Below are 18,978 nucleotides of genomic sequence, written 5' to 3'. Positions count from 1 at the left end.
ACAGACACATACGCCAAGCTCTCGAAGACGCCCCTCTGAAAGGAACCACGCATGACCAAGCAGTCCATCTTCGGACGGATCTCCACCCTCGTCCGCGCGAACATCAACGCCCTCCTGGACTCTGCGGAGGACCCGCAGAAGATGCTCGACCAGCTCGTCCGCGACTACACCAACAGCATCGCCGACGCCGAGTCCGCCATCGCGGAGACCATCGGCAACCTGCGGCTGCTGGAGCGCGACCACGAGGAAGACGTGCAGGCGGCCAACGAGTGGGGCAACAAGGCCCTCGCCGCCAGCCGCAAGGCCGACGAGATGCGCGGCGCGGGCAACACCGCCGACGCCGACAAGTTCGACAACCTCGCGAAGATCGCCCTGCAGCGCCAGATCAGCGCCGAGCGGGAGGCGACGAGCGCTGAACCGCAGATCGCGGCCCAGACCGAGATCGTCGACAAGCTCAAGAGCGGCCTGAACGGCATGAAGGACAAGCTCAACGAGCTCAAGAACAAGCGCAGCGAGCTGCTCGCCCGCGCCAAGGTCGCCGAGGCGCAGACCAAGGTGCAGGACGCGGTCAGCTCCATCAACGTGCTCGACCCCACCAGCGAGCTCGGCCGGTTCGAGGACAAGGTCCGCCGCCAGGAGGCTCTCGCCCAGGGCAAGGCGGAGCTGGCCGCGTCGAGCCTCGACGCCCAGTTCGAGAGCCTCGAGGATCTCGGCGAGCTGACCGAGGTCGAGGCGCGCCTCGCCGAGCTGAAGGCCGGCGGCACCGCGCCGCGCCAGGCGCTCGAAGGCAACTGACACCGACGCGGATGCCCGGGCGCACGCCCGGGCATTCGCGGTTCCGTCTCCGGGAGGTCTCCCATGGTGCGTTTCCTGGTCATGCCGCAGTGGCAGGGTTCACCCGCCGCGCGCGCGATGCTCCTCGTCGACGGCGCGTCGGCGATCGCCGGCGATCTGCCGCGTGCGGCGACGACCGTCCTCGACGTTCCGGTCGAAGCCGGCGAGGCGCTGGGCACGGGCGTCCGGCGGCTCAGCGCCCTCGCACGTACGCGGGAGCTCGTCGCCGGACATCTCGAAGCCGGAACCGTGCTGATCGGCGGCGACTGCAGCATCACCGTCGCCGCCCTCGACACGCTCCCCGGCGGGACCGACGACCTCGCCGTGGTCTGGTGCGATGCGCACGGCGATCTGCACACGCCGGACACCTCGCCGTCCGGGGCCTTCTCCGGCATGGCGCTGCGTGCCGTCCTCGGTGAGGGAGAACCGCAGCTCGCCCTGTCCCCCGGCATCCCCCGGGATCGTGTCGTCACCGTGGGTGTCCGGAACCTCGACGAGGCCGAGACCGGCGAATGGGACCGCCTCCGGAATCTCGGGGTGGCCGATCTGGACGACCCGGCGGCGCTCGCCGACGCCGTGCAGGCCACGGGGGCGCAGCGGGTGTGGGTGCACATCGACGTCGACGTCCTCGACCCGGCGTCGTTCACCGGAGTCTCCGCCGCCGTGCCCTTCGGCGTGACCTCCGCGTCCCTGAGCACGGCGATCCGGGAGCTCCGGAGCCGCGTCCCCCTCGCCGGGGCGACCATCGCGGGCTTCGCCCCCCGCACTCCGGCCGACGCCGTCGACGACCTCGGAGCGATCCTGCGCCTCGTCGGAGCCGTCGCGTGAGCCCGGCGCCGGGGTGGGAGGCCGTCGCGGCGAGACGCCTCGCCCGCGGACGACGGTCGGACCGCCGCATCCCCTCCTTCCTGCTGCGCTCCCCGATCAGCCGCCTGGGCTACCTCTGGGGCACGGCCGTCGGCTGGATCTGGGGCGCTCTGTGGAGCACCGGCCCGATCGAACGGCGCGGCGGTCTCTGGGTGTTCCGGGGTATGCCCCGATGGACCTTCCACCGCGGCGGCGTCTGCGTGGGCGGGTGCTTCCTCACCGGCGACGCGCGGCCCACGGACGCGGTGCTGCGCCACGAGGCCGTGCACAAGCAGCAGTGGCTGCGCTACGGCTTCCTGATGCCGGTGCTCTATCTCTTCGCAGGACGCGACCCGCTGCGGAACCGCTTCGAGATCGAAGCGGGGCTGGAAGACGGCAACTACGTGCGCCGCCCCCGCTGACTCAGCCCTCGACGGGGAGCAGTCCGAAGCGCTCCGGCACGCGGATCCGGTTCACGGCCACGCCGAGGCGGTCGGTGAGGTGCTCGACGATGTCGGCCGTGCCGAGGTAGCCCCCGAGCAGCGTGACGTGCGTCTCGACCTCGTCGTCGACGAGCATCTCGTCGGCCCATGCGCAGGTGGCTCGGGCCAGGGCCTGCCCTGGCGCGCAGCCGCGACCGCTTCCCGGGGCTCCGGAGCGAGCGGAGCGGGCGAGCCAGGTGACTGTCATGCGACCGGGCGCGTGGATGACGCCGATGTCGGAGACGTCGGGAACCTCGATGAAGATGCGACCGGACGCGCACAGCGGGAGGGTCGCGAGGAACGCCTCGAGATCGAGCAGCGAGTGCTCGTCGGCGGTCACCAGGTGGTGTGCGCGACGGCGCGCCGCGCGGCGAGCCGCACGCGTGCCTCGGGTGTCGAGCGTGGTGTCCATGGTGATCCCATCGTACACCAAGCGAAGGCTTGCCTAACCTTCGACGCCTTCTTCCGTCACGGGCTCGACGAGGGCCTCGCGCAGCGCGGTGAGCTCTTCTTCTGTCATGCCGTTCGCGCGCAGGTAGCCGGCGGCCGACCCCCACCGCTCGTCGACCTGGGCCAGCAGGCGACGCATCACCTCGGCGGGCGAGCGGGTGGCCAGATCCACCGCGTGCAGCGCCTCAGGGTGCTGGCTCCGCAGATAGGCGGCGATGCGCCGCGACCGTTCGGCGGGCAGCTGCGACTCGGTGAGGGCGTAGTCGGCGATGACGGCATCACGATCGGCGCCGACCGCCGAGAGCGCCAGCGCGACCGTCACGCCCGTGCGGTCCTTGCCCACCGTGCAGTGCACCAGGGTCGGCTCGCCCGCGGCGATCACCCGGATAGCGGCGACCAGGCGCTCCCCGCTCTCCTCCAGGAGATGCAGGTACAGGTCGTCGAGACTCGTATCGGATTCGAAGAAGGAGCGCACGGACCCGAGGAACAGCGGCAGGTGAGTCGTCTCCGGGCCCTCGATCTCGCTCGGTTCCGCGGCGACCTCCTCCCCGTCGCGGAGGTCGACGATGTGACGCACCGTCGCCCGCAGGAGCGCCGCGCCGTTCGTGGTCGCCGTGGAGAGCTGGCCGGAACGCAGCAGGACGCCGGGGCGGATGCGTCCACCCTCCGCGGGGATCCCGCCGACGTCGCGGACGTTCGTGACGCCCTCGACGTCCAGGATCGTCACGCGCCCGCCTGGGGGCCGCGCGGGGGCACCGGGTAGCGCCCGGCGATGACGATGCGGTTGAAGGCGTTGATCGACACGCACGCCCAGCTCAACGCGGCGTACTCCTTCTCGGTGAACACACTCCCGACCAGGTCGTAGACCTCGTCCGAGATGCCGTCCTCCGCGATGAAGGTGAAGGCTTCCGCCAGTTCGAGCGCGGCACGCTCCCGATCGCTGAACACACCGCTCTCCCGCCACACGGCGATCTGGCTGATCGTGTCGACGTCCAGCCCGGCGGCGACCGCCCGGTCCACGTGCACCCGCGTGCAGTAGCTGCAGCCGTTCAGCTGCGAGCAGTGGATCATGACGATCTCCTTCAGGCGGTCGTTGATCCCGTTCTCGGCGCAGATCGTGCCGACCGTCTTCGAGAAGGCGTCGAGGGCCTGATAGGCCGCAGGCTCCGTCTTGGACAGGTGCACGCGCTGTTCGGTCATACCTCCATGATATTCGGCGCCGGGCGCGGGAGACGGTGTGGGACCGGCCTCACCGAAATGCACACTGCCAATCTCCAGGCGTGATCCTGCTGCATATCGACCCGTAATTCCACCTCGTATCTTGTCACTTTGCTCCGGCATTTCCCGCGAGGTCGAAACGGGGCGCAGAATAGCCGCGTGGCGATCGACACCAGCGAGTTCTCCTATCTTCCCGCGCAGGCCGACGCGCTCGGCGTTCCGCTTCCGACCGTGGAGCGCCTGACGCTCCCCCTCCCCGAGGGTCGCGTCGTGAGCGGGCTGCGCTTCGGGTCCGAGCCGCCGCGCATCACCCTGCTGCACGGCGCCGGTCTGAATGCCCACACGTGGGACACGACGGCGCTGGCGCTGGGGCAGCCGCTCCTGGCGATCGACCTCGCCGGCCACGGCGACTCCTCCTGGCGCGACGACGCGGACTACTCCCCCCGCACCCTCGCCGCCGACGTCGTCGCCGCTCTGGACGCGTGGGTCTCCGCGCCGCAGATCCTGGTGGGACAGTCGCTCGGCGGTCTCACCGGCGCCGCCGTCGCCGCGGCGCGGCCCGACCTCGTGGCCGCTCTGATCGTCGTCGACATCACGCCCGGGATCGACGTGTCCGCCGGCCCCGCGGCGCTCCGGGAGTTCTACGCCGGGCCCACGGACTTCGCGACCCGCGACGAGCTCGTCGACAAGGCGATGGCCCTGGGGTTCGGCGGCACTCGCCCCGAGACCGAGCGCGGTGTCTTCCTGAACACCCGTGTCCGCGCGGACGGCCGCGTCGAGTGGAAGCACCACTTCGCCCACCTCGCCGCCACCGCTCTGGCCGCCCACGACCCCGGCACCCCGACGGCGCCGTCGGTCCTGCATGAGACCGGCTGGGACGATCTGGCGGCGGTCACCGCGCCCGTCACGCTCGTCCGCGCCGAGCGGGGCTTCGTGAGCGCTGCCGACGCGGAGGAGTTCCAGCGCCGCCTCCCGGAAGCGCGGGTCGTCGCGATGGACGCCACGCACAATGTGCAGGAGACGGCGCCCCGAGACCTCGCCCTGCTCGTCGGTTCGGCGACCGCGGCCGGAATATGACGCTCCGTTCCACGTCCGCCGCGCCGAATCCCGCCCGACCCTAGGCTCGTCCCACCGGCACACAGCACCTGCCGCACCGAGAGGAAACACCCATGTTCCGACGTCATCGACGCCTCGCGCTGATCTCCGCGCTCGCGGCTACCGCCGTGATCCTCAGCGCCTGCTCCGGCTCCGCCGAGCCTGCCCCGTCCACGGGCGGCGAGCCCGACCCCGACGCCACCCTGCACGTCGGTCTCGTGCTCGAGCCCACCAACCTCGACATCCGGCACACCAGCGGTGCCGCGCTGGAGCAGATCCTCATCGACAACATCTACGAGGGACTGGTCAGCCGCACCCAGGAGAACGAGATCGTGGAGCGGCTCGCCTCGGAGTACGAGGTGTCGGACGACGGCCTCACGTACACCTTCACCCTCAACGACGGGATCACCTTCCACGACGGCTCGCCCCTGACGGCGGCCGACGTCGTCTCCTCCTACGAGACCGTCCGCACCGATGACACGGTGCAGGGCAACGCGGAGTTCGCGTCCGTCTCCTCGATCTCGGCTCCCGACGACACGACCGTCGAGATCGTGCTGTCCGAGCCGAACCAGAACTTCCTCTTCGCCCTCACCGGCCCCGCCGGGCTCGTGTTCAAGGACGGCGACACCACCGATCTGAAGACCGCGGAGAACGGCACCGGTCCGTTCACCCTCACGCGCTGGAACAAGGGCAGCACGATCACCTTCGCCCGCAACGACGAGTACTGGGGCGAGCCGGCCGGCGTGGCCGAGGTCGAGTTCCAGTACATCCCCGACTTCACGGCGGGGGTGAACGCGGCGCTCGCCGGCGACGTCGACGTGCTCACCGCCGTCGACCCGAACCTGGCTCCGCAGCTCGAGGACTCGGGCGACTTCACGCTCACGACGGGCCGCACGACCGACAAGGCCACGCTCGCCTTCAACAACAAGAAGGCGCCGCTGGACGACGTGCGCGTGCGCGAGGCCCTGCGCCTGGCGATCGACCATGAGGCGCTCATCGAGGCCGTCGGCGCCGGTACCCCGCTGTACGGCCCCATCCCCGAGCTCGACCCCGGCTACGAGGACCTCTCCGACGTCATCTCCTACGACCCCGAGCGGGCCAAGGAGCTGCTCGCCGAGGCAGGCCAGGAGGACCTCGACCTCACTCTGACGATCCCGTCGTTCTACGGAACCACCGTCCCGAAGGTGCTCATCTCGGACTTCGACAAGGTGGGTGTGAACCTCGAGGTCGACTCCGTGGAGTTCCCGACCTGGCTCGAGGACGTGTACACCAACAAGGACTACGACCTCAGCTTCGTCCTGCATGTCGAGCCGCGGGACTTCGGCAACTTCGCCAACCCGGACTACTACTTCGGCTACGACAACGCCGAGGTGCAGGACCTCTACACGCAGGCGCTGGCCGAGGTCGATCCCGAGGCCTCCGCGAAGCTCCTCGCCGAGGCGGCCCGGATCGTCTCCGAGGACCACGCGGCGGACTGGCTCTACAACGGTCAGACCATCACCGCCGTGAATCCGGTCGTCAGCGGCTTCCCGGAGGACTCGATCAACTCGCGCATCGACCTCGCGGGTGTGACCGTCTCCGCCGCGAGCTGACGACGGTCGACGCTCCGTGCTGCGTTACGCGCTCGTCCGAGGAGCCCTGCTGATCGCAGGGCTCCTCGTGTCGAGCGCGCTCATCTTTCTCACGTTGCGCGTCTTCCCCGGCGACGTGGCCCAGCTCATCGCCGGCACCCAGGCCTCCCCCGCCGAGGTCGAGGCGCTGCGGGAGTCGCTGGGGCTGAACCAGCCTCTGCTCGCGCAGTACGCCGACTGGATCGGCGGCATCCTCCGCGGCGACCTGGGCACGTCGCTGCTGTCCGGCGCCTCCGTCGGCGAGGAGCTGCTGCTGAAGGCACAGGTCACGGTTCCGCTCGGGATCATGTCGCTGGTGATCGCCGTGCTCATCGCCGTGCCGTTCGGGATCCTCGCCGCCCTGCGTCGCGGCCACCGCGACGGCACGGCGCTCAGCGTGGGCGCGCAGGCTCTCGCGGCCGTCCCCGTCGTCTGGGCGGGCATGATGCTGATCGTCGTGTTCTCCGTGTGGCTCGGCTGGCTGCCGCCCCAGGGCTTCCCCCGCACCGGGTGGTCGACACCGGGCAGAGCGATCGAGGCGCTGCTGCTGCCCGCCCTCACGATCGGCATCGTCGAGGGCGCCATGCTGATGCGCTTCGTGCGCAGCGCGACCCTGCAGGCCGCCGGACAGGACTTCGTCCGCACCGCGGCCGCCAAGGGTCTGACGAAGACCCGCGCCCTCATCCAGCACGGCATCCCGGCGGTCGGGCTCTCCATCATCACGGTCCTCGGCCTCCAGGTCGCCGGGATCATCGTCGGCTCGGTCGTGATCGAGCAGCTGTTCACGCTTCCGGGCATCGGCCGCATGCTCGTGACCGACGTCGGCACCCGCGACCTCGTCAAGGTGCAGAGCGAGCTGCTCGTGCTGACCGGCTTCGTGCTGGTGGTCGGTTTCCTCGTGGATCTGCTGCACCGGGCGATCGACCCTCGACAGCGGGAGGCCGCATGAGCGCGCGCTGGTTCCCTCGGCTCTGGCGGACCTCGACCGGCCGCTTCGGACTGATCGTCATCGCCATCGTCGCCCTGGCGGCCGTCGTGTCCCTCTTCTGGACGCCGTTCGACCCGCGGGCCTCGAACATCGGCGACCGCTGGCTGCCGCCGGGCTGGCCGCACCTGCTCGGGACGGACGACACGGGACGCGACATCCTGAGCCTGCTCATGGCGGGCGCGCGGACCACGGTCTTCGTCAGTGTCGGCGCGGGACTCGTGGCCACCGTCGTCGGCATCGCCCTCGCCGCCCTCGGCGCCCTGACCACCCGGCTCGTGCGGGAGACGGTCGCCGTGTTCGTCGACATCCTCATCGCCTTCCCCGTGCTGCTGATCGCGATGATGATCTCGTCGGTGTGGGGCGGATCGCTCTGGGTCGTGATCTGGGCGGTGGGGATCGGGTTCGGCGTGAACATCGCGCGGGTCACGCGGCCGGAGCTCCGCCGCGTGCAGCAGAGCGACTTCGTGCTCGCCGCGCGCGCGTCCGGCCTCACCCCCGCGCAGAGCCTCGTCCGTCATCTCCTCCCGAACGTGGCTCCGGTGTTCATCGTGCAGCTCTCGTGGTCGATGGCCGTGGCCGTCCTCGCGGAGGCCGGCCTGTCGTACCTCGGCTTCGGGGCCTCGGTCGTCGAACCGAGCTGGGGGCTGCTGCTCGCGGATCTCCAGCGCTACATCGGCGTGCACCCTCTCACCGTGATCTGGCCCGGGCTCACGATCACCCTGACCGTGCTCGCCCTCAACCTGCTCGGCGACGGGCTCCGCGAAGCCACGGACCCCACCCTGCGGCACCGTGCCGCCGAGACGCACACACCGGCGGTGGTCGCATGAGTCTGACGGTCGAGGATCTCGTCATCGAGATCGACGGACGCCGCGTGGTCGACGGCGTCTCGCTCCAGGTCCCCGACGGCACCCGCCTCGGGGTGATCGGCGAGTCGGGCTCCGGCAAGTCCCTCACGGCGCTCGCCGTGCTCGGGCTGCTGCCGGAGGGGGCGACGGCACGCGGGAGCATCCGGTGGGACGGCACCGAGCTGATCGGGATGCCGGACCGTGAACTCGCCCGGCTGCGCGGCGACGACATCGGCATCGTGTTCCAGGAACCCCGGACGGCGCTCAACCCGATCCGGACGGTCGGCCGCCAGATCGCGGAGTCCATCCGCATCCACGAAGGCCTGGGCCGGCGCGAGGCCCGTGACCGGGCGATCGCGGAAGCCGCCCGCGTGCGACTCCCCGACCCGGAGACCATCGTCGACCGGTATCCGCACCAGCTCTCCGGCGGCCAGCGGCAGCGCGTCGCGATCGCGATGGCCCTCGCCTGCCGTCCGCGGCTGCTGATCGCGGACGAGCCCACGACGGCCCTCGACGTGACGATCCAGGCCGAGATCCTGTCGCTGCTGCTCGGGCTCGTCGCCGACGAGGGCATGTCGCTCCTGTTCATCACGCACGACCTCGCGGTGCTGTCCCAGGTTGCGACCGAGGGCGTCGTGCTGGAGCACGGTCGGGTCGTCGAGAGCGCACCGGTGTCACGGCTGCTGACCGCGCCGACCTCTCCTGTCACGCAGGGGCTGCTGCGGGACGCGACCGCGACGCTGTGGCGGCCCGAGGGAGGAGAGGCATGAGCCTCATCGAAGCGCGCGGGCTGCGACGGGACTTCGTCGTGCCGAAGCGGACGGCGTTCGAGCGCACGCGGCGGCAGACGGCGCTCCAGCCGACCGACCTCGACGTGCCCGAGGGCGCCTCCCTGGGGATCATCGGCGAGTCCGGCTCGGGGAAGTCGACGCTCGTGCGACTCCTGCTGGGCCTCGACCGACCGTCCGCGGGCACCGTGTCGGTGGACGGCCGGATCGTCGACGCCGGCGCCTCCGCGCGATCTCTGCACTGGTTGCGCCGGCAGACGGGTCTCGTCTTCCAGGATCCCTACGCCTCCCTCGACCCTCGGATGACGGCGGGGCAGATCGTGCGGGAGCCGTTGTGGGCCCTCGGCATCGACGGCGACCATCGGGCACGGGTGCGCGAGGTCATCGCCCGGGTCGGCCTGGACCCGGAGATGGGCGATCGCTATCCGCACGAGTTCTCCGGCGGGCAGCGGCAGCGGATCGCTCTCGCCCGCGCGCTCGTCCATCGTCCGCGGATCCTCGTGGGCGACGAGCCGCTATCGGCGCTGGACGTCACGGTGCGCGCACAGATCCTCGAGCTCCTCGCGGAACTCCGAGTCGCCGACGAGCTCACGCTGCTGCTCGTGTCGCACGACATCGGCGTGGTGCAGAACCTCTGCGACACGGTCGTCGTCATGAAGGACGGCCGCATCGTCGAGCGCGGTCCGACGCGCGACGTGCTGCTCCACCCGACCGCCGACTACACCCGCACCCTGCTCTCCGCGATCCCCGTCATCCCCGACGCCTGATCGCCGACCCACCCCTTTGCGGCCACCCCGGCCCTTTGCGTGCGCCCGCAACGGGGTGGGAGGCACGCAAGGGGGTGGGGCGAGGGGTCAGCGCGGGAAGAGCGAGAGGCGACGGCGAGGGCGGGACGGGCGGAGTACCCGGCGCAGGTAGACGGTGCCGAGGTCGCGGCCGAACTTATGGCCGACGCGCCCCATGCGACCGGCCTCCACGAACCCCAGCTTCTCGTGCAGCCGGATCGAGGCCTCCGCACCCTGGTCGCTGATGACGGCGACCATCTCCCGGAGCCCCCGCTGCTCGCACGCGGCGATCAGCGCCTGCAGAAGGGCCGACCCGAGACCCTTGCCGGCCGCGCCGGGACCGAGGTAGATCGAGTCCTCGACCGTGTACCGGTACGCGTTCTTGCCCGCCCACGGCTGCGCGAGCGCATACCCGAGGATGGCGCCGGAGGGCGACACCGCCACGAGGAACGGCAGCCCGAGCCGCTCCAGCAGGGTGAACTTGTCCCGCCAGTACGGGATGCTGCTGCGGCGCTCGTCCAGGGTGACGGCCGAATTGCTGACGAAGTGGTTGTAGATCTCCCGCACGTGCGGCAGATCCGCCGCGCGTGCCGGTCTGATGACGTAGGAGAACGTGTCCGGCGCGGTCGCCGGTCGCAGATGACGCGGGAGAACGCGGCGGCGGTCGCCCGGCTCGAACTGCATGCGCTCAGCTTAGAGAGCCGGACCCCTCGCCCTCCACCCTCCAGTCCACCGGAGCACTGCCGAGCCCCTCCAGGAGCGCGTTCGCGCGGGAGAAGGGCCGGGAGCCGAAGAAGCCACGGCTCGCGGAGAGAGGGGACGGATGCGCCGAGGCGATCACGGGGGTGTCGCCGAGGAGGGGCTGGAGGTTCACCGCGTCACGCCCCCAGAGGATCGCGACGAGCGGCTGCTCCCGGGCCACGAGGGTGCGGATCGCGAGCTCCGTCACCTGCTCCCATCCCCAGCCGCGGTGGGAGGCGGCCGCTCCGGGGCGCACCGTCAGGACGCGGTTGAGCAGCAGCACGCCCTGATCGCTCCACGCGGTGAGGTCTCCGTGCGGTGCGGGCGGGAGGCCGAGGTCGGCCTCCCGCTCCTTGTAGATGTTCGTCAGGCTCCGCGGCAGGGGCCGCACATCGCGGTCCACGGCGAACGACAGCCCGATCGGGTGCCCGGGGGTCGGATAGGGGTCCTGGCCCGTGATGAGCACACGCACGTCGGCGAGTGGACGCTGGAAGGCGCGCAGCACGTTCGGCCCCGCGGGAAGGTATCCGTGACCGGCCGCCTGCTCGGCGCGCAGCCGCTCCCCGAGCGCCGTGATGGTGTCCTGCACCGGGGCCAGCGCCTCCGCCCATCCCGCGTCGATCAGTCCCTCGTCGGCGAGCTCCGCGAGGGTGCGTCCTCCGCTCACTCGACGGGCCGGACCCGCAGCGGGCCTCGCGCGAGCAGGTGCTGCGCCGACTGGGCGACGGGCCGCATCGTGACGAGGTCGAGGTTCACGTGGGCGGGAGCGTCCAGAGCGTAGGCGATCACGTCCGCCACGTCCTCGGCGCGAAGGGGCGCCTCGACCCCGGAGTACACGGCCTCCGCGGCGACGGCGTCGCCCCCAAGCCGGTTCAGCGTGAACTCCTCCGTGTGCACCATCCCGGGAGCGACCTCGGCCACCCGGAGCGGCTCGCCGTTCAGCTCCTGACGCAGCGCACGGACGAGCATCGCCTCGGCCGCCTTCGCCGCGTTGTAGCCCGCGCCGCCCGGGTAGGCGGTCTGCGCGGCCGTCGAGGTCACGAACAGGAGGTCGGCATGGCCGTCCACGTCCGCGGTGCGACGGAGCATCGGGAGCAATCCGGCGACGAGGCGCTGGGTCGCGAGGACGTTCGCGTCGTACATCCACTGCCAGTCGGCGAGCGCGGCATCCTCGACGCGGTCGGTCCCCCGCGCGCCACCGGCGACCTGGACGAGGGCGTGCACGGGTCCGGTGCGCTCGAGCTCCCCGAGGAGCGCCGCCACCGCCGCGTCGTCGGTCAGATCGCAGGCGATGGTCGACGCCCCCGTCTCCGCGGACAGCGCGGCGAGCCGGTCGGCACGGCGCGCGACGCCGACGACGTCCCACCCGCGCGACCGCAGCACCCGCACCGTCGCCTGACCGATCCCGGAACTCGCACCTGTCACCACTGCACGTCTGTTGGCCATGTCCTCCACCGTACGATGTCCGCGCGGGTTCCGCCCGTTCCCGGCCCCCTCGCCGTGTTACGTCACATTTCCCGGTCGTTGTTGACACGGACCGATATTCCGTACTCTCGCTGCAAGGGCACCAGCCCATCCGACCTTCCGACCGTTCCAGGGGGAACACATGTCCGCACCCGAGACCTGGCGTTTCGAGACCAAGCAGATCCACTCGGGCGCCGCCCCCGACCCCGTCACCAAGGCCAGGGCGACGCCGATCTACCAGACCACGTCCTACGTGTTCGACAGCGCCGACCACGCCGCGAACCTCTTCGCGCTCGCCGAGTTCGGCAACATCTACACCCGCATCCAGAACCCGACCCAGGACGTCCTGGAGCAGCGCCTCGCCGCGCTCGAAGGGGGCACCGGCGCCCTCGTCCTCTCCAGCGGCCAGGCCGCCTCGACCTTCGCGATCCTCAACATCGCGCAGGCCGGCGACCACTTCGTCGCGTCGAGCTCGATCTACGGCGGCACCTACAACCTCTTCAAGTACACCCTCGCCAAGCTCGGCATCGAGGTCACCTTCGTCGAGAACCAGGACGACCCGGAGGAGTGGCGTCGCGCCGTCCGCCCGAACACGAAGCTGTTCTTCGCGGAGACCATCGGCAACCCGCAGATCAACGTGCTCGACATCCGCACGGTCGCCGACATCGCGCACGAGAACGGCGTCCCGCTGATCGTCGACAACACGATCGCCACCCCGTACCTCATCCGTCCGTTCGAGCACGGCGCCGACATCGTCGTCCACTCGATCACGAAGTTCCTCGGCGGCCACGGCACCACGATCGGCGGCGTCGTGATCGACGGCGGCTCCTTCGCGTGGTCGGAGAACGTCGAGAAGTTCCCCGGACTCACCGAGCCGGACCCGTCGTACCACGGCGCCAGCTACACGGCCGCGGTCGGCGACCCGCTCGCCTACATCATCAAGGCCCGGGTCCAGCTGCTCCGCGACCTCGGCTCGGCCATCGCCCCGCAGAGCGCGTGGAACCTCATCCAGGGTGTCGAGACGCTGTCGCTGCGCATCGAGCGCCACGTGCAGAACGCCCAGGAGATCGCCGAGTGGCTGGACAGCCGCGACGACGTGGCCGCGGTCAATTACTCCGGCCTGCCGTCCTCGCCCTGGTACGCCAAGGCGAACGAGTACGCCCCGAAGGGTGTCGGCGCCGTGCTGTCGTTCGAGCTCAAGGGCGGTGTCGAGGCCGGACGCGAGTTCGTCAACAGCCTCTCCCTGTTCAGCCACCTCGCCAACATCGGCGACGTGCGCTCGCTCGTCATCCACCCGGCCTCCACGACGCACGCCCAGCTCACCCCGGAGCAGCAGCTCACCGCGGGCGTGACCCCCGGCCTCGTGCGCCTGTCCGTGGGACTCGAGAACATCGAGGACCTCAAGGCCGATCTCGACCAGGCGCTCGCCGCCGCGCGCGCCGTCTCCGAGGCCGCACGCGCCTGAGCGCATGCCTCCGCGAAGGCCCCGGACCGCACGGTCCGGGGCCTTCGTCGTCCCCGGTGTCGTAACCTGCGGGCCGGGACCGACCGGCCAGGCGAGAATGGAGACATGGACTGGCAGACGACCTCCGAGGACACGGTGCCGTCGGCACCGGTGACGGAGGCCGACGTCCGGCTGCTCCGTGCCCGGCCACCGGCCACCGGCGCCTGGCGCGACGGCGACCCCGTCGGCGGCCGCCGGTTCGCCGCGTTCGGCGCCTTCGACACGGAGAGCGGAGCCCGGCTCCCCGGCATCCGCCTCGCGTACGAGAGCTGGGGGGAGCTCAACGCCGCACGCGACAACGCCGTGCTCGTCCTGCACGCCCTCACCGGGGACAGCCACGTGCGCGGAGAGGCCGGTGCCGGCCACCCGACCGCCGGCTGGTGGGAGGACGTCGTCGGCCCCGGTGCGCCCCTCGACACCGACGAGTGGTTCGTGATCGCGCCGAACATGCTCGGCGGCTGCCAGGGATCGACCGGCCCCGCGAGCATCGCCCCGGACGGCTACGAGTGGGCGTCGCGCTTCCCCTACCTCACCATCCGCGACCAGGTGGCCGCGCAGGTGCGCCTGGCCGACGCGCTCGGCATCGACAGCTGGGCGGCGGTGATCGGCGGCTCGATGGGCGGCATGCATGCGCTCGAGTGGGCCGTGGCGCAGCCGGACCGCGTGCAGCGCCTCGCCGTGCTCTCCTCGCCTCCGGTCACCACCGCCGACCAGATCGCGCTCAACACCGTGCAGCTCGAGACCATCCGCATGGACCCGCGCTTCCAGGGCGGCGAGTACTACGACCTCGCGGACGGCGACGGCCCGCACCGCGGCCTGGCCCTCGCCCGCCGCATGGCGCTGCTGAACTACCGCAGCCCGATCGAGCTCAACCAGCGCTTCCAGCGCTCCTGGCAGTCGGACGTATCGCCGCTCGGCCACGGCGGACGCTTCGCCGTCGAGTCCTACCTCGACTTCCACGGGAACAAGTTCACGCGCCGCTTCGACGCCAACAGCTACATCACCCTCGTCGAGGCCATGAACTCGCACGACGTCGGCCGGGGCCGCGGCGGCGTGGAGGAGGCCCTGAAGGCGGTGACCGCGACGACCCTCGTCCTCGGCATCGACAGCGACCGCCTCTTCCCCGTCGACGGTCAGCAGCGGATCGCCCGGAGCATCCGGAACGTGCTCGACGGCGAGGCGGTGGTGCTCACGAGCGACTTCGGCCACGACGGGTTCCTCATCGAGACCGACGCCGTCGGCACGCACCTGCGGCGCCTGCTCGACGCCTGACCCGCGTCAGGCCGGGTCGAACCGCCACGGCAGGGTGTGGGCGTGGAGGGTCCCCTGCGCCCAGCCGAACGCCCGGCCCCCGTCGCGCATCTCCGTCTGGAACAGCTCGACCGCTCCGCCGGAGGCCAGCGCGGCCTCGACGTCGGTGAAGGCGGAGAGCCGATGCAGCGTGAGCCACGTGGGCGGGAAGAGCCGCCACTCCCCCGCCGCGTGCCGCTCGAAGGCCGTGTCCGGTGACACCCAGGCGAGCTCGACGACCTCGTCGGCGGCAGGCGACGGCTCGACGTCCGGCGCGAGGGCGAGGAAGAACCAGGTGCGGATCCGCACGGGCGCCTCCGCGGGCGGGCGCCACTCCGACAGCGGCACCAGGTCGTCGACGACGAGTCCGACCTCCTCCGCGGTCTCCCGGGCGGCGCCCCGGCGCGCGTCCTCGACGTCCGCCGCGCCCGCCCGCCGATCCTCCGGCTCGACCTTCCCCCCGGGGAACACCCAGGCGTCCGCGAAGGAGCCGCGCGACGGACGGCGCAGCAGCAGCACATCGAAGCCCTCGGGACTCGGGCGCAGCAGCACGACGGTTCCGGCGAGGGGGAGGTCGTCGTCGGGAGCGGTCACCCCGTCACTCTACGACGCGAGGACCGGCGTCTGCGCGACCCGCCGTGCCTCCACGCGGTACGACACCAGGCCGATGAGGAGTCCGGCCACCGCGAGCACCGCCCCGGTCCACGCCGGTGCCGTGAAGCCCCAGCCGACCGCGATCACGATGCCGCCGAGGAAGGCGCCGAGGCTGTTGCCGATGTTCAGGGCGGAGTGGTTCATGGCCGCCGCGATGGACTGGTTGTCGCCGGCCACGTCCATCAACCGCGTCTGGATCGTCGGGCTGAGCACGGACGAGACGAACCCGACGAGGACGACCACGAGGCTCAGGCTCACGATCCAGAACGAGAGCACGGCGAGGAGGGCGAACACGACGGCCATCGCGGCGAGGCCCAGCAGCAGCGTCCGGCGGAGGTCGATGTCGGCCAGATGACCGCCGACGAGGTTTCCGCCCGTCATGCCGAGCCCCATGAGCACGAGCACGATCGGCACGACCCAGTCCGGCGATCCGGCCACCTCCGTCACGAGCGGGGCGATGTAGCTGTAGACGGCGAAGAACCCGCCGAAGCCGATCGCCCCGACGCCGAGCGTGAACCAGACCTGACCGATGCGGAACACCCCGAGCTCCGCTCGCATCGTGCGTCCGGGGTTCCCCGGGTGCGCGGGCACGAACAGCGCGATGAAGACAGTGGCGAGCGCGAAGACGAGCGCGACGACCGCGAAGGCGGCCCGCCAGCCCCACTCCTGGCCGAGGTAGGTGCCCAGTGGCACGCCGACGACATTGGCGACCGTGAGACCGGTGAGGATGAACGCGACGCCCTTGGCACGGTTTCCCGGCCCCATCACGTCGGCGGCGACCAGCGCGCCGATGCCGAAGTACGCGCCGTGCGGGAGCCCGGCGAGGAAGCGCGAGACCCCGACGAGCTCGAACGTCGGCAGCACCACGGTGAGGGCGTTGAAGACGGTCAGCGCGAGGGCGAGCACGATCATCACCCGATGCCGCGGATAGCGGGCGACGAAGCCGGCGATGGTCGGGGCGCCGATGACCACGCCGAGTGCGTACAGCGAGATCAGCCAGCCGGCCTGACTCAGTGCCTCCTCCTGGCTCGACGCCCAGACGGACGGGAGGAGGTCGGCGGCGATGTTCGGCAGCAGGCCCATGACCACGAACTCGGTCATGCCGATGCCGAAACTGCCTATGGCGAGGGAGAGGAGCGCCCACTTCGCCGCACCCCTCGAAGGTGTCGAGGGATTCACCGGTTCAGCTTACCGGTCGTCGGACTCCTCGATCGCCGCCTCCAGGCGCTCGACCTTGGCGTCGAGCTCTCCCGTGTACCCGGGGCGGATGTCCGCCTTGAGGACGAGCGACACCCGGGAGCCGAACGGCATCACCGCCTCGGTCGCGCGCTTGACCACGTCCATGACGGTGTCCCAGTCGGGCCCCTCGATCTCGGTGAACATGCTCGTCGTGCGGTGCGGGAGGCCCGACGCGCGGACGACGCGCACGGCCGCGGCGACCGCGTCGTGCACGGAGGCATCGGTGCGCTCGGCACCGTCGGCGGGCGTGCCGCTGGGGGCGACGGAGAAGGCGATCAGCATGGGTTCACTCCTGGGTTCGGGGACGACGGACGGCGGGGACCCGCGCGAGCGCGACGGCGCTCACGGCGGCGAGGACGACGAGCAGGACGTTGCGCATCGTGAGCAGCAGGACGGGGGCGGCTTCGGCACGCAGCAGCCCGTCATAGCTCAGCGGATACACGAGACAGGTGAGCAGGCACAGGGCGAGCACGAGGGCGGCGGCGGTGCGCGCCCGGCGGCGGTCGAGCACGAGCCACAGGATCACGGGGGCGAGCAGCCAGGTCTGGAACTGCGGCGAGCCGACCTTGTTCAGGGCGATGAGCACCGTCACCAGGAGCAGGGCCAGCGGCGGGAAGAGTCGCGCGAACGACGCCCCACGGACGGCCTTGACCCCGCCGACGACGGTGACGACGGCGGCGGCGAGCACCAGGAGCGGGGTGAGGATCGTCGCGAGGGCCTCCGCGCCCGGCGCGACGATCTGGAAGGTGAGGATGTCGTAGCTGTACTCGATGCGGGCGGCCCCCGTCACGGCCATCCAGAGGAACGGCGTCGCGGCGACCGCCTCGATCTGGAGTCCCCGGCCCGTCTGCGCGGTGAGGACGCCGAGGATCTCGGTGTCGGCACCGAGCAGCAGGAGCACCACCACCACACCGGCGGTGACGACCGCGGCGGCCAGGAGCATCCGCAGCCGCGCCCTCCCGCCCACGACCGCCGCGAGGAGGAGCGCACCGGGCCAGATCTTGATCCAGGCGCCGATGGCCAGCAGCGCCGCGGCGATGGTCGGGCGGGTCACCAGCCAGAGGCCGGCCACGACGGCGATCGGCACGGTGACGGCATCGATGCGGTACAGCGCGATGGGTCCGAGGAGCAGCAGCGCGGCGCACCAGAACCACGCGGCGGTGCGCCGCGACCGCACGTGTCCACGCCCGACGAGGACGGCGAAGGCGACGGCGTCGAGCACCGTGACCAGCAGCACCCACCCGATCAGGTAGGCGCCGGAGACGCCGAGCAGCGGGAGGAATGGGGCGGCGAGCACGGCCGCGAGCATCATCGGCAGGAGCGCGAGCTGCGGATACACCCAGGACTCCGTGACGCCCACGATCTCCCCGCCGCTCCACGCGGCCGTCGCCCAGGGCTCGTAGACCAGGACGACGTCCCCCATGGGCTGGCTCGGGTAGACCCAGCCCAGCCATGCGGTGAGGACGTGGACGAGGAGGAAGGCGATCCACAGCGCGAGCACGCTCCCCCGGGCCGTGGTCCTCACGACAGGAGGTCCGCGACCGCGCGGGGCAGCGCCTCCGCGACGTCGAGCGCCACGATCGGATGACCGCTCGCACCCGCGGTCGCCGCGGCGGCGAGGCGGGCGGCGTGCCCGTGCAGCCAGACGGCCGCCGCGGCGGACTCGACGAGCGGGCCGTCCGGATTCGCGGCGATCACGGCGGCGACGATCCCGGCCAGCACGTCCCCCGTCCCGGCCGTCGCGAGCCAGCCGGTCCCCGCCTCGACGGCGATGAGCGTGCCGTCAGGTGCGGCGAGGACGGTGCGCGCGCCCTTGCGCAGCACCACGCCGTCGATCGCGGCGGACACGTCGCGGACGTCGGCGAGGTCGTCCGAGGTCCCGTCGATGCCGACACGCTCGCGAAGTCGCGCGAACTCGCGGCCGTGCGGCGTGGCGACGAACGGGGCGCGGGCGGTCGGCGCCAGATCGAGCGCTCCGGCGTCGATGACCACGGGGACGTCGCCGTCGACGATCTCCCGGAGCGCCTGCGCCTCCGCGGCGCTCCGGTCGTCCGGATCGGTCCCGGAGCCGATCACCCAGGCGCCGATCCGCGCGCGTCCGGCATCTGGCCCACCGACGGTCTCCGGGCGCCGGGCGAGCACCGC

Annotated in this window: 22 protein-coding genes; 11 read left to right on the top strand and 11 right to left on the bottom strand. The window is 71.5% G+C overall.

Annotation, left to right across the window (positions count from 1 at the left end; all coding sequences use genetic code 11):
- Positions 1-51: 51 nt before the first annotated feature.
- From D8M34_RS09810 to D8M34_RS09800, 3 genes are all read left to right on the top strand, one after another.
- Complete coding sequence (locus D8M34_RS09810; RefSeq protein WP_025103092.1) at positions 52-795, top strand: PspA/IM30 family protein; 744 nt, start codon at positions 52-54, stop codon at positions 793-795.
- A 63-nt stretch (positions 796-858) separates the two neighbouring features.
- Positions 859-1,662, top strand: coding sequence for an arginase family protein (locus D8M34_RS09805; RefSeq protein WP_126893901.1), 804 nt, complete (start codon positions 859-861; stop codon positions 1,660-1,662).
- The gene (locus D8M34_RS09800) at positions 1,659-2,102 is read left to right on the top strand and encodes a Fe-S oxidoreductase (protein WP_126893900.1); all 444 of its coding nucleotides are present in this window, start codon (positions 1,659-1,661) and stop codon (positions 2,100-2,102) included. The genes D8M34_RS09805 and D8M34_RS09800 overlap by 4 nt, the downstream gene beginning before the upstream one ends.
- 1 nt (position 2,103) lies before the next feature.
- Here D8M34_RS09800 and D8M34_RS09795 read toward each other — a convergent pair whose 3' ends face one another.
- The 3 genes from D8M34_RS09795 to D8M34_RS09785 are packed head-to-tail and all read right to left on the bottom strand — an operon-like array spanning position 2,104 to position 3,812.
- The gene (locus tag D8M34_RS09795; RefSeq protein WP_025103089.1) at positions 2,104-2,574 is read right to left on the bottom strand and encodes an SIP domain-containing protein; all 471 of its coding nucleotides are present in this window, start codon (positions 2,572-2,574) and stop codon (positions 2,104-2,106) included.
- Positions 2,575-2,607: 33 nt separating this feature from the next.
- Entirely contained in the window at positions 2,608-3,339 is a 732-nt protein-coding gene (locus D8M34_RS09790; protein WP_126893899.1) for a tyrosine-protein phosphatase, read from the bottom strand.
- Positions 3,336-3,812 (bottom strand): carboxymuconolactone decarboxylase family protein, encoded by a 477-nt coding sequence (locus tag D8M34_RS09785; RefSeq protein ID WP_126893898.1) that lies wholly within the window; start codon positions 3,810-3,812, stop codon positions 3,336-3,338. The genes D8M34_RS09790 and D8M34_RS09785 overlap by 4 nt, the downstream gene beginning before the upstream one ends.
- Positions 3,813-3,989: 177 nt before the next feature.
- Between D8M34_RS09785 and D8M34_RS09780 the strand changes: the two genes are divergently transcribed.
- The 6 genes from D8M34_RS09780 (at position 3,990) to D8M34_RS09755 (ending at position 9,923) form a co-directional block, all read left to right on the top strand.
- The gene (locus D8M34_RS09780; RefSeq protein ID WP_126893897.1) at positions 3,990-4,907 is read left to right on the top strand and encodes an alpha/beta fold hydrolase; all 918 of its coding nucleotides are present in this window, start codon (positions 3,990-3,992) and stop codon (positions 4,905-4,907) included.
- 92 nt (positions 4,908-4,999) lie between these two features.
- Positions 5,000-6,517, top strand: a complete 1,518-nt coding sequence (locus D8M34_RS09775) for an ABC transporter substrate-binding protein (RefSeq protein ID WP_126893896.1) — start codon at positions 5,000-5,002, stop codon at positions 6,515-6,517.
- A gap of 16 nt (positions 6,518-6,533) precedes the next feature.
- Entirely contained in the window at positions 6,534-7,484 is a 951-nt protein-coding gene (locus D8M34_RS09770) for an ABC transporter permease (RefSeq protein ID WP_071328318.1), read from the top strand.
- Complete coding sequence (locus D8M34_RS09765) at positions 7,481-8,350, top strand: ABC transporter permease (RefSeq protein ID WP_126893895.1); 870 nt, start codon at positions 7,481-7,483, stop codon at positions 8,348-8,350. The genes D8M34_RS09770 and D8M34_RS09765 overlap by 4 nt, the downstream gene beginning before the upstream one ends.
- The gene (locus D8M34_RS09760; RefSeq protein ID WP_126893894.1) at positions 8,347-9,138 is read left to right on the top strand and encodes an ATP-binding cassette domain-containing protein; all 792 of its coding nucleotides are present in this window, start codon (positions 8,347-8,349) and stop codon (positions 9,136-9,138) included. Before D8M34_RS09765 ends, D8M34_RS09760 begins: the two co-directional genes overlap by 4 nt.
- The gene (locus D8M34_RS09755) at positions 9,135-9,923 is read left to right on the top strand and encodes an ABC transporter ATP-binding protein (protein ID WP_126893893.1); all 789 of its coding nucleotides are present in this window, start codon (positions 9,135-9,137) and stop codon (positions 9,921-9,923) included. Before D8M34_RS09760 ends, D8M34_RS09755 begins: the two co-directional genes overlap by 4 nt.
- 87 nt (positions 9,924-10,010) lie before the next feature.
- On the opposite strand, the gene D8M34_RS09750 is transcribed toward D8M34_RS09755, so the two are convergent.
- From D8M34_RS09750 to D8M34_RS09740, 3 genes are read right to left on the bottom strand one after another with little or no spacing between them, the layout of a single operon-like run.
- Positions 10,011-10,625 carry a GNAT family N-acetyltransferase gene (locus D8M34_RS09750; RefSeq protein ID WP_025103080.1) on the bottom strand — a complete coding sequence of 205 codons (615 nt, stop codon included), beginning with the start codon at positions 10,623-10,625 and terminating at the stop codon, positions 10,011-10,013.
- Positions 10,626-10,629: 4 nt separating this feature from the next.
- A complete protein-coding gene (locus tag D8M34_RS09745; RefSeq protein ID WP_126893892.1) occupies positions 10,630-11,349 on the bottom strand; it encodes a uracil-DNA glycosylase in 720 nt (239 codons plus the stop codon).
- Positions 11,346-12,128 carry an SDR family oxidoreductase gene (locus D8M34_RS09740; protein ID WP_172400126.1) on the bottom strand — a complete coding sequence of 261 codons (783 nt, stop codon included), beginning with the start codon at positions 12,126-12,128 and terminating at the stop codon, positions 11,346-11,348. The genes D8M34_RS09745 and D8M34_RS09740 overlap by 4 nt, the downstream gene beginning before the upstream one ends.
- Positions 12,129-12,288: 160 nt before the next feature.
- On the opposite strand from D8M34_RS09740, the gene D8M34_RS09735 reads away from it, so the two are divergent.
- Positions 12,289-13,611 carry a bifunctional o-acetylhomoserine/o-acetylserine sulfhydrylase gene (locus D8M34_RS09735; protein WP_025103077.1) on the top strand — a complete coding sequence of 441 codons (1,323 nt, stop codon included), beginning with the start codon at positions 12,289-12,291 and terminating at the stop codon, positions 13,609-13,611.
- A gap of 105 nt (positions 13,612-13,716) precedes the next feature.
- The gene (gene metX / locus D8M34_RS09730; RefSeq protein WP_126893891.1) at positions 13,717-14,922 is read left to right on the top strand and encodes a homoserine O-acetyltransferase MetX; all 1,206 of its coding nucleotides are present in this window, start codon (positions 13,717-13,719) and stop codon (positions 14,920-14,922) included.
- Between the two features lie 6 nt (positions 14,923-14,928).
- Here metX and D8M34_RS09725 read toward each other — a convergent pair whose 3' ends face one another.
- The 5 genes from D8M34_RS09725 to D8M34_RS09705 form a co-directional block, all read right to left on the bottom strand.
- Complete coding sequence (locus tag D8M34_RS09725; RefSeq protein WP_126893890.1) at positions 14,929-15,534, bottom strand: NUDIX hydrolase; 606 nt, start codon at positions 15,532-15,534, stop codon at positions 14,929-14,931.
- 9 nt (positions 15,535-15,543) lie between these two features.
- Positions 15,544-16,773, bottom strand: a complete 1,230-nt coding sequence (locus tag D8M34_RS09720) for an MFS transporter (RefSeq protein ID WP_126893889.1) — start codon at positions 16,771-16,773, stop codon at positions 15,544-15,546.
- 9 nt (positions 16,774-16,782) lie between these two features.
- Positions 16,783-17,115: a thiamine-binding protein gene (locus tag D8M34_RS09715; protein WP_025103073.1), complete on the bottom strand. Its 333-nt coding sequence runs from the start codon at positions 17,113-17,115 to the stop codon at positions 16,783-16,785.
- A gap of 4 nt (positions 17,116-17,119) precedes the next feature.
- Positions 17,120-18,358 carry a hypothetical protein gene (locus D8M34_RS09710; RefSeq protein WP_164498168.1) on the bottom strand — a complete coding sequence of 413 codons (1,239 nt, stop codon included), beginning with the start codon at positions 18,356-18,358 and terminating at the stop codon, positions 17,120-17,122.
- The coding region (locus D8M34_RS09705; protein ID WP_126893888.1) for an ADP-dependent NAD(P)H-hydrate dehydratase at positions 18,355-18,978 on the bottom strand (624 nt) is incomplete at its 5' end. The genes D8M34_RS09710 and D8M34_RS09705, both read right to left, overlap by 4 nt.

Source organism: Microbacterium sp. HSID17254, assembly GCF_003989315.1.
GTDB lineage: Bacteria > Actinomycetota > Actinomycetes > Actinomycetales > Microbacteriaceae > Microbacterium.
The sequence above is the reverse complement of the archived record's forward strand: the minus strand, read 5'-3'. Positions and strand labels throughout refer to the sequence as shown.

Coding starts and splice junctions, on each gene's coding strand:
- D8M34_RS09735 (WP_025103077.1), top strand. CDS start 12,289: ATGTCCGCACCCGAGACCTGGCGTTTCGAGACCAAGCAGATCCACTCG.
- D8M34_RS09760 (WP_126893894.1), top strand. CDS start 8,347: ATGAGTCTGACGGTCGAGGATCTCGTCATCGAGATCGACGGACGCCGC.
- D8M34_RS09795 (WP_025103089.1), bottom strand. CDS start 2,574: ATGGACACCACGCTCGACACCCGAGGCACGCGTGCGGCTCGCCGCGCG.
- D8M34_RS09765 (WP_126893895.1), top strand. CDS start 7,481: ATGAGCGCGCGCTGGTTCCCTCGGCTCTGGCGGACCTCGACCGGCCGC.
- D8M34_RS09740 (WP_172400126.1), bottom strand. CDS start 12,128: ATGGCCAACAGACGTGCAGTGGTGACAGGTGCGAGTTCCGGGATCGGT.
- D8M34_RS09805 (WP_126893901.1), top strand. CDS start 859: ATGGTGCGTTTCCTGGTCATGCCGCAGTGGCAGGGTTCACCCGCCGCG.
- metX (WP_126893891.1), top strand. CDS start 13,717: ATGGACTGGCAGACGACCTCCGAGGACACGGTGCCGTCGGCACCGGTG.
- D8M34_RS09785 (WP_126893898.1), bottom strand. CDS start 3,812: ATGACCGAACAGCGCGTGCACCTGTCCAAGACGGAGCCTGCGGCCTAT.
- D8M34_RS09775 (WP_126893896.1), top strand. CDS start 5,000: ATGTTCCGACGTCATCGACGCCTCGCGCTGATCTCCGCGCTCGCGGCT.
- D8M34_RS09715 (WP_025103073.1), bottom strand. CDS start 17,115: ATGCTGATCGCCTTCTCCGTCGCCCCCAGCGGCACGCCCGCCGACGGT.
- D8M34_RS09750 (WP_025103080.1), bottom strand. CDS start 10,625: ATGCAGTTCGAGCCGGGCGACCGCCGCCGCGTTCTCCCGCGTCATCTG.
- D8M34_RS09755 (WP_126893893.1), top strand. CDS start 9,135: ATGAGCCTCATCGAAGCGCGCGGGCTGCGACGGGACTTCGTCGTGCCG.
- D8M34_RS09810 (WP_025103092.1), top strand. CDS start 52: ATGACCAAGCAGTCCATCTTCGGACGGATCTCCACCCTCGTCCGCGCG.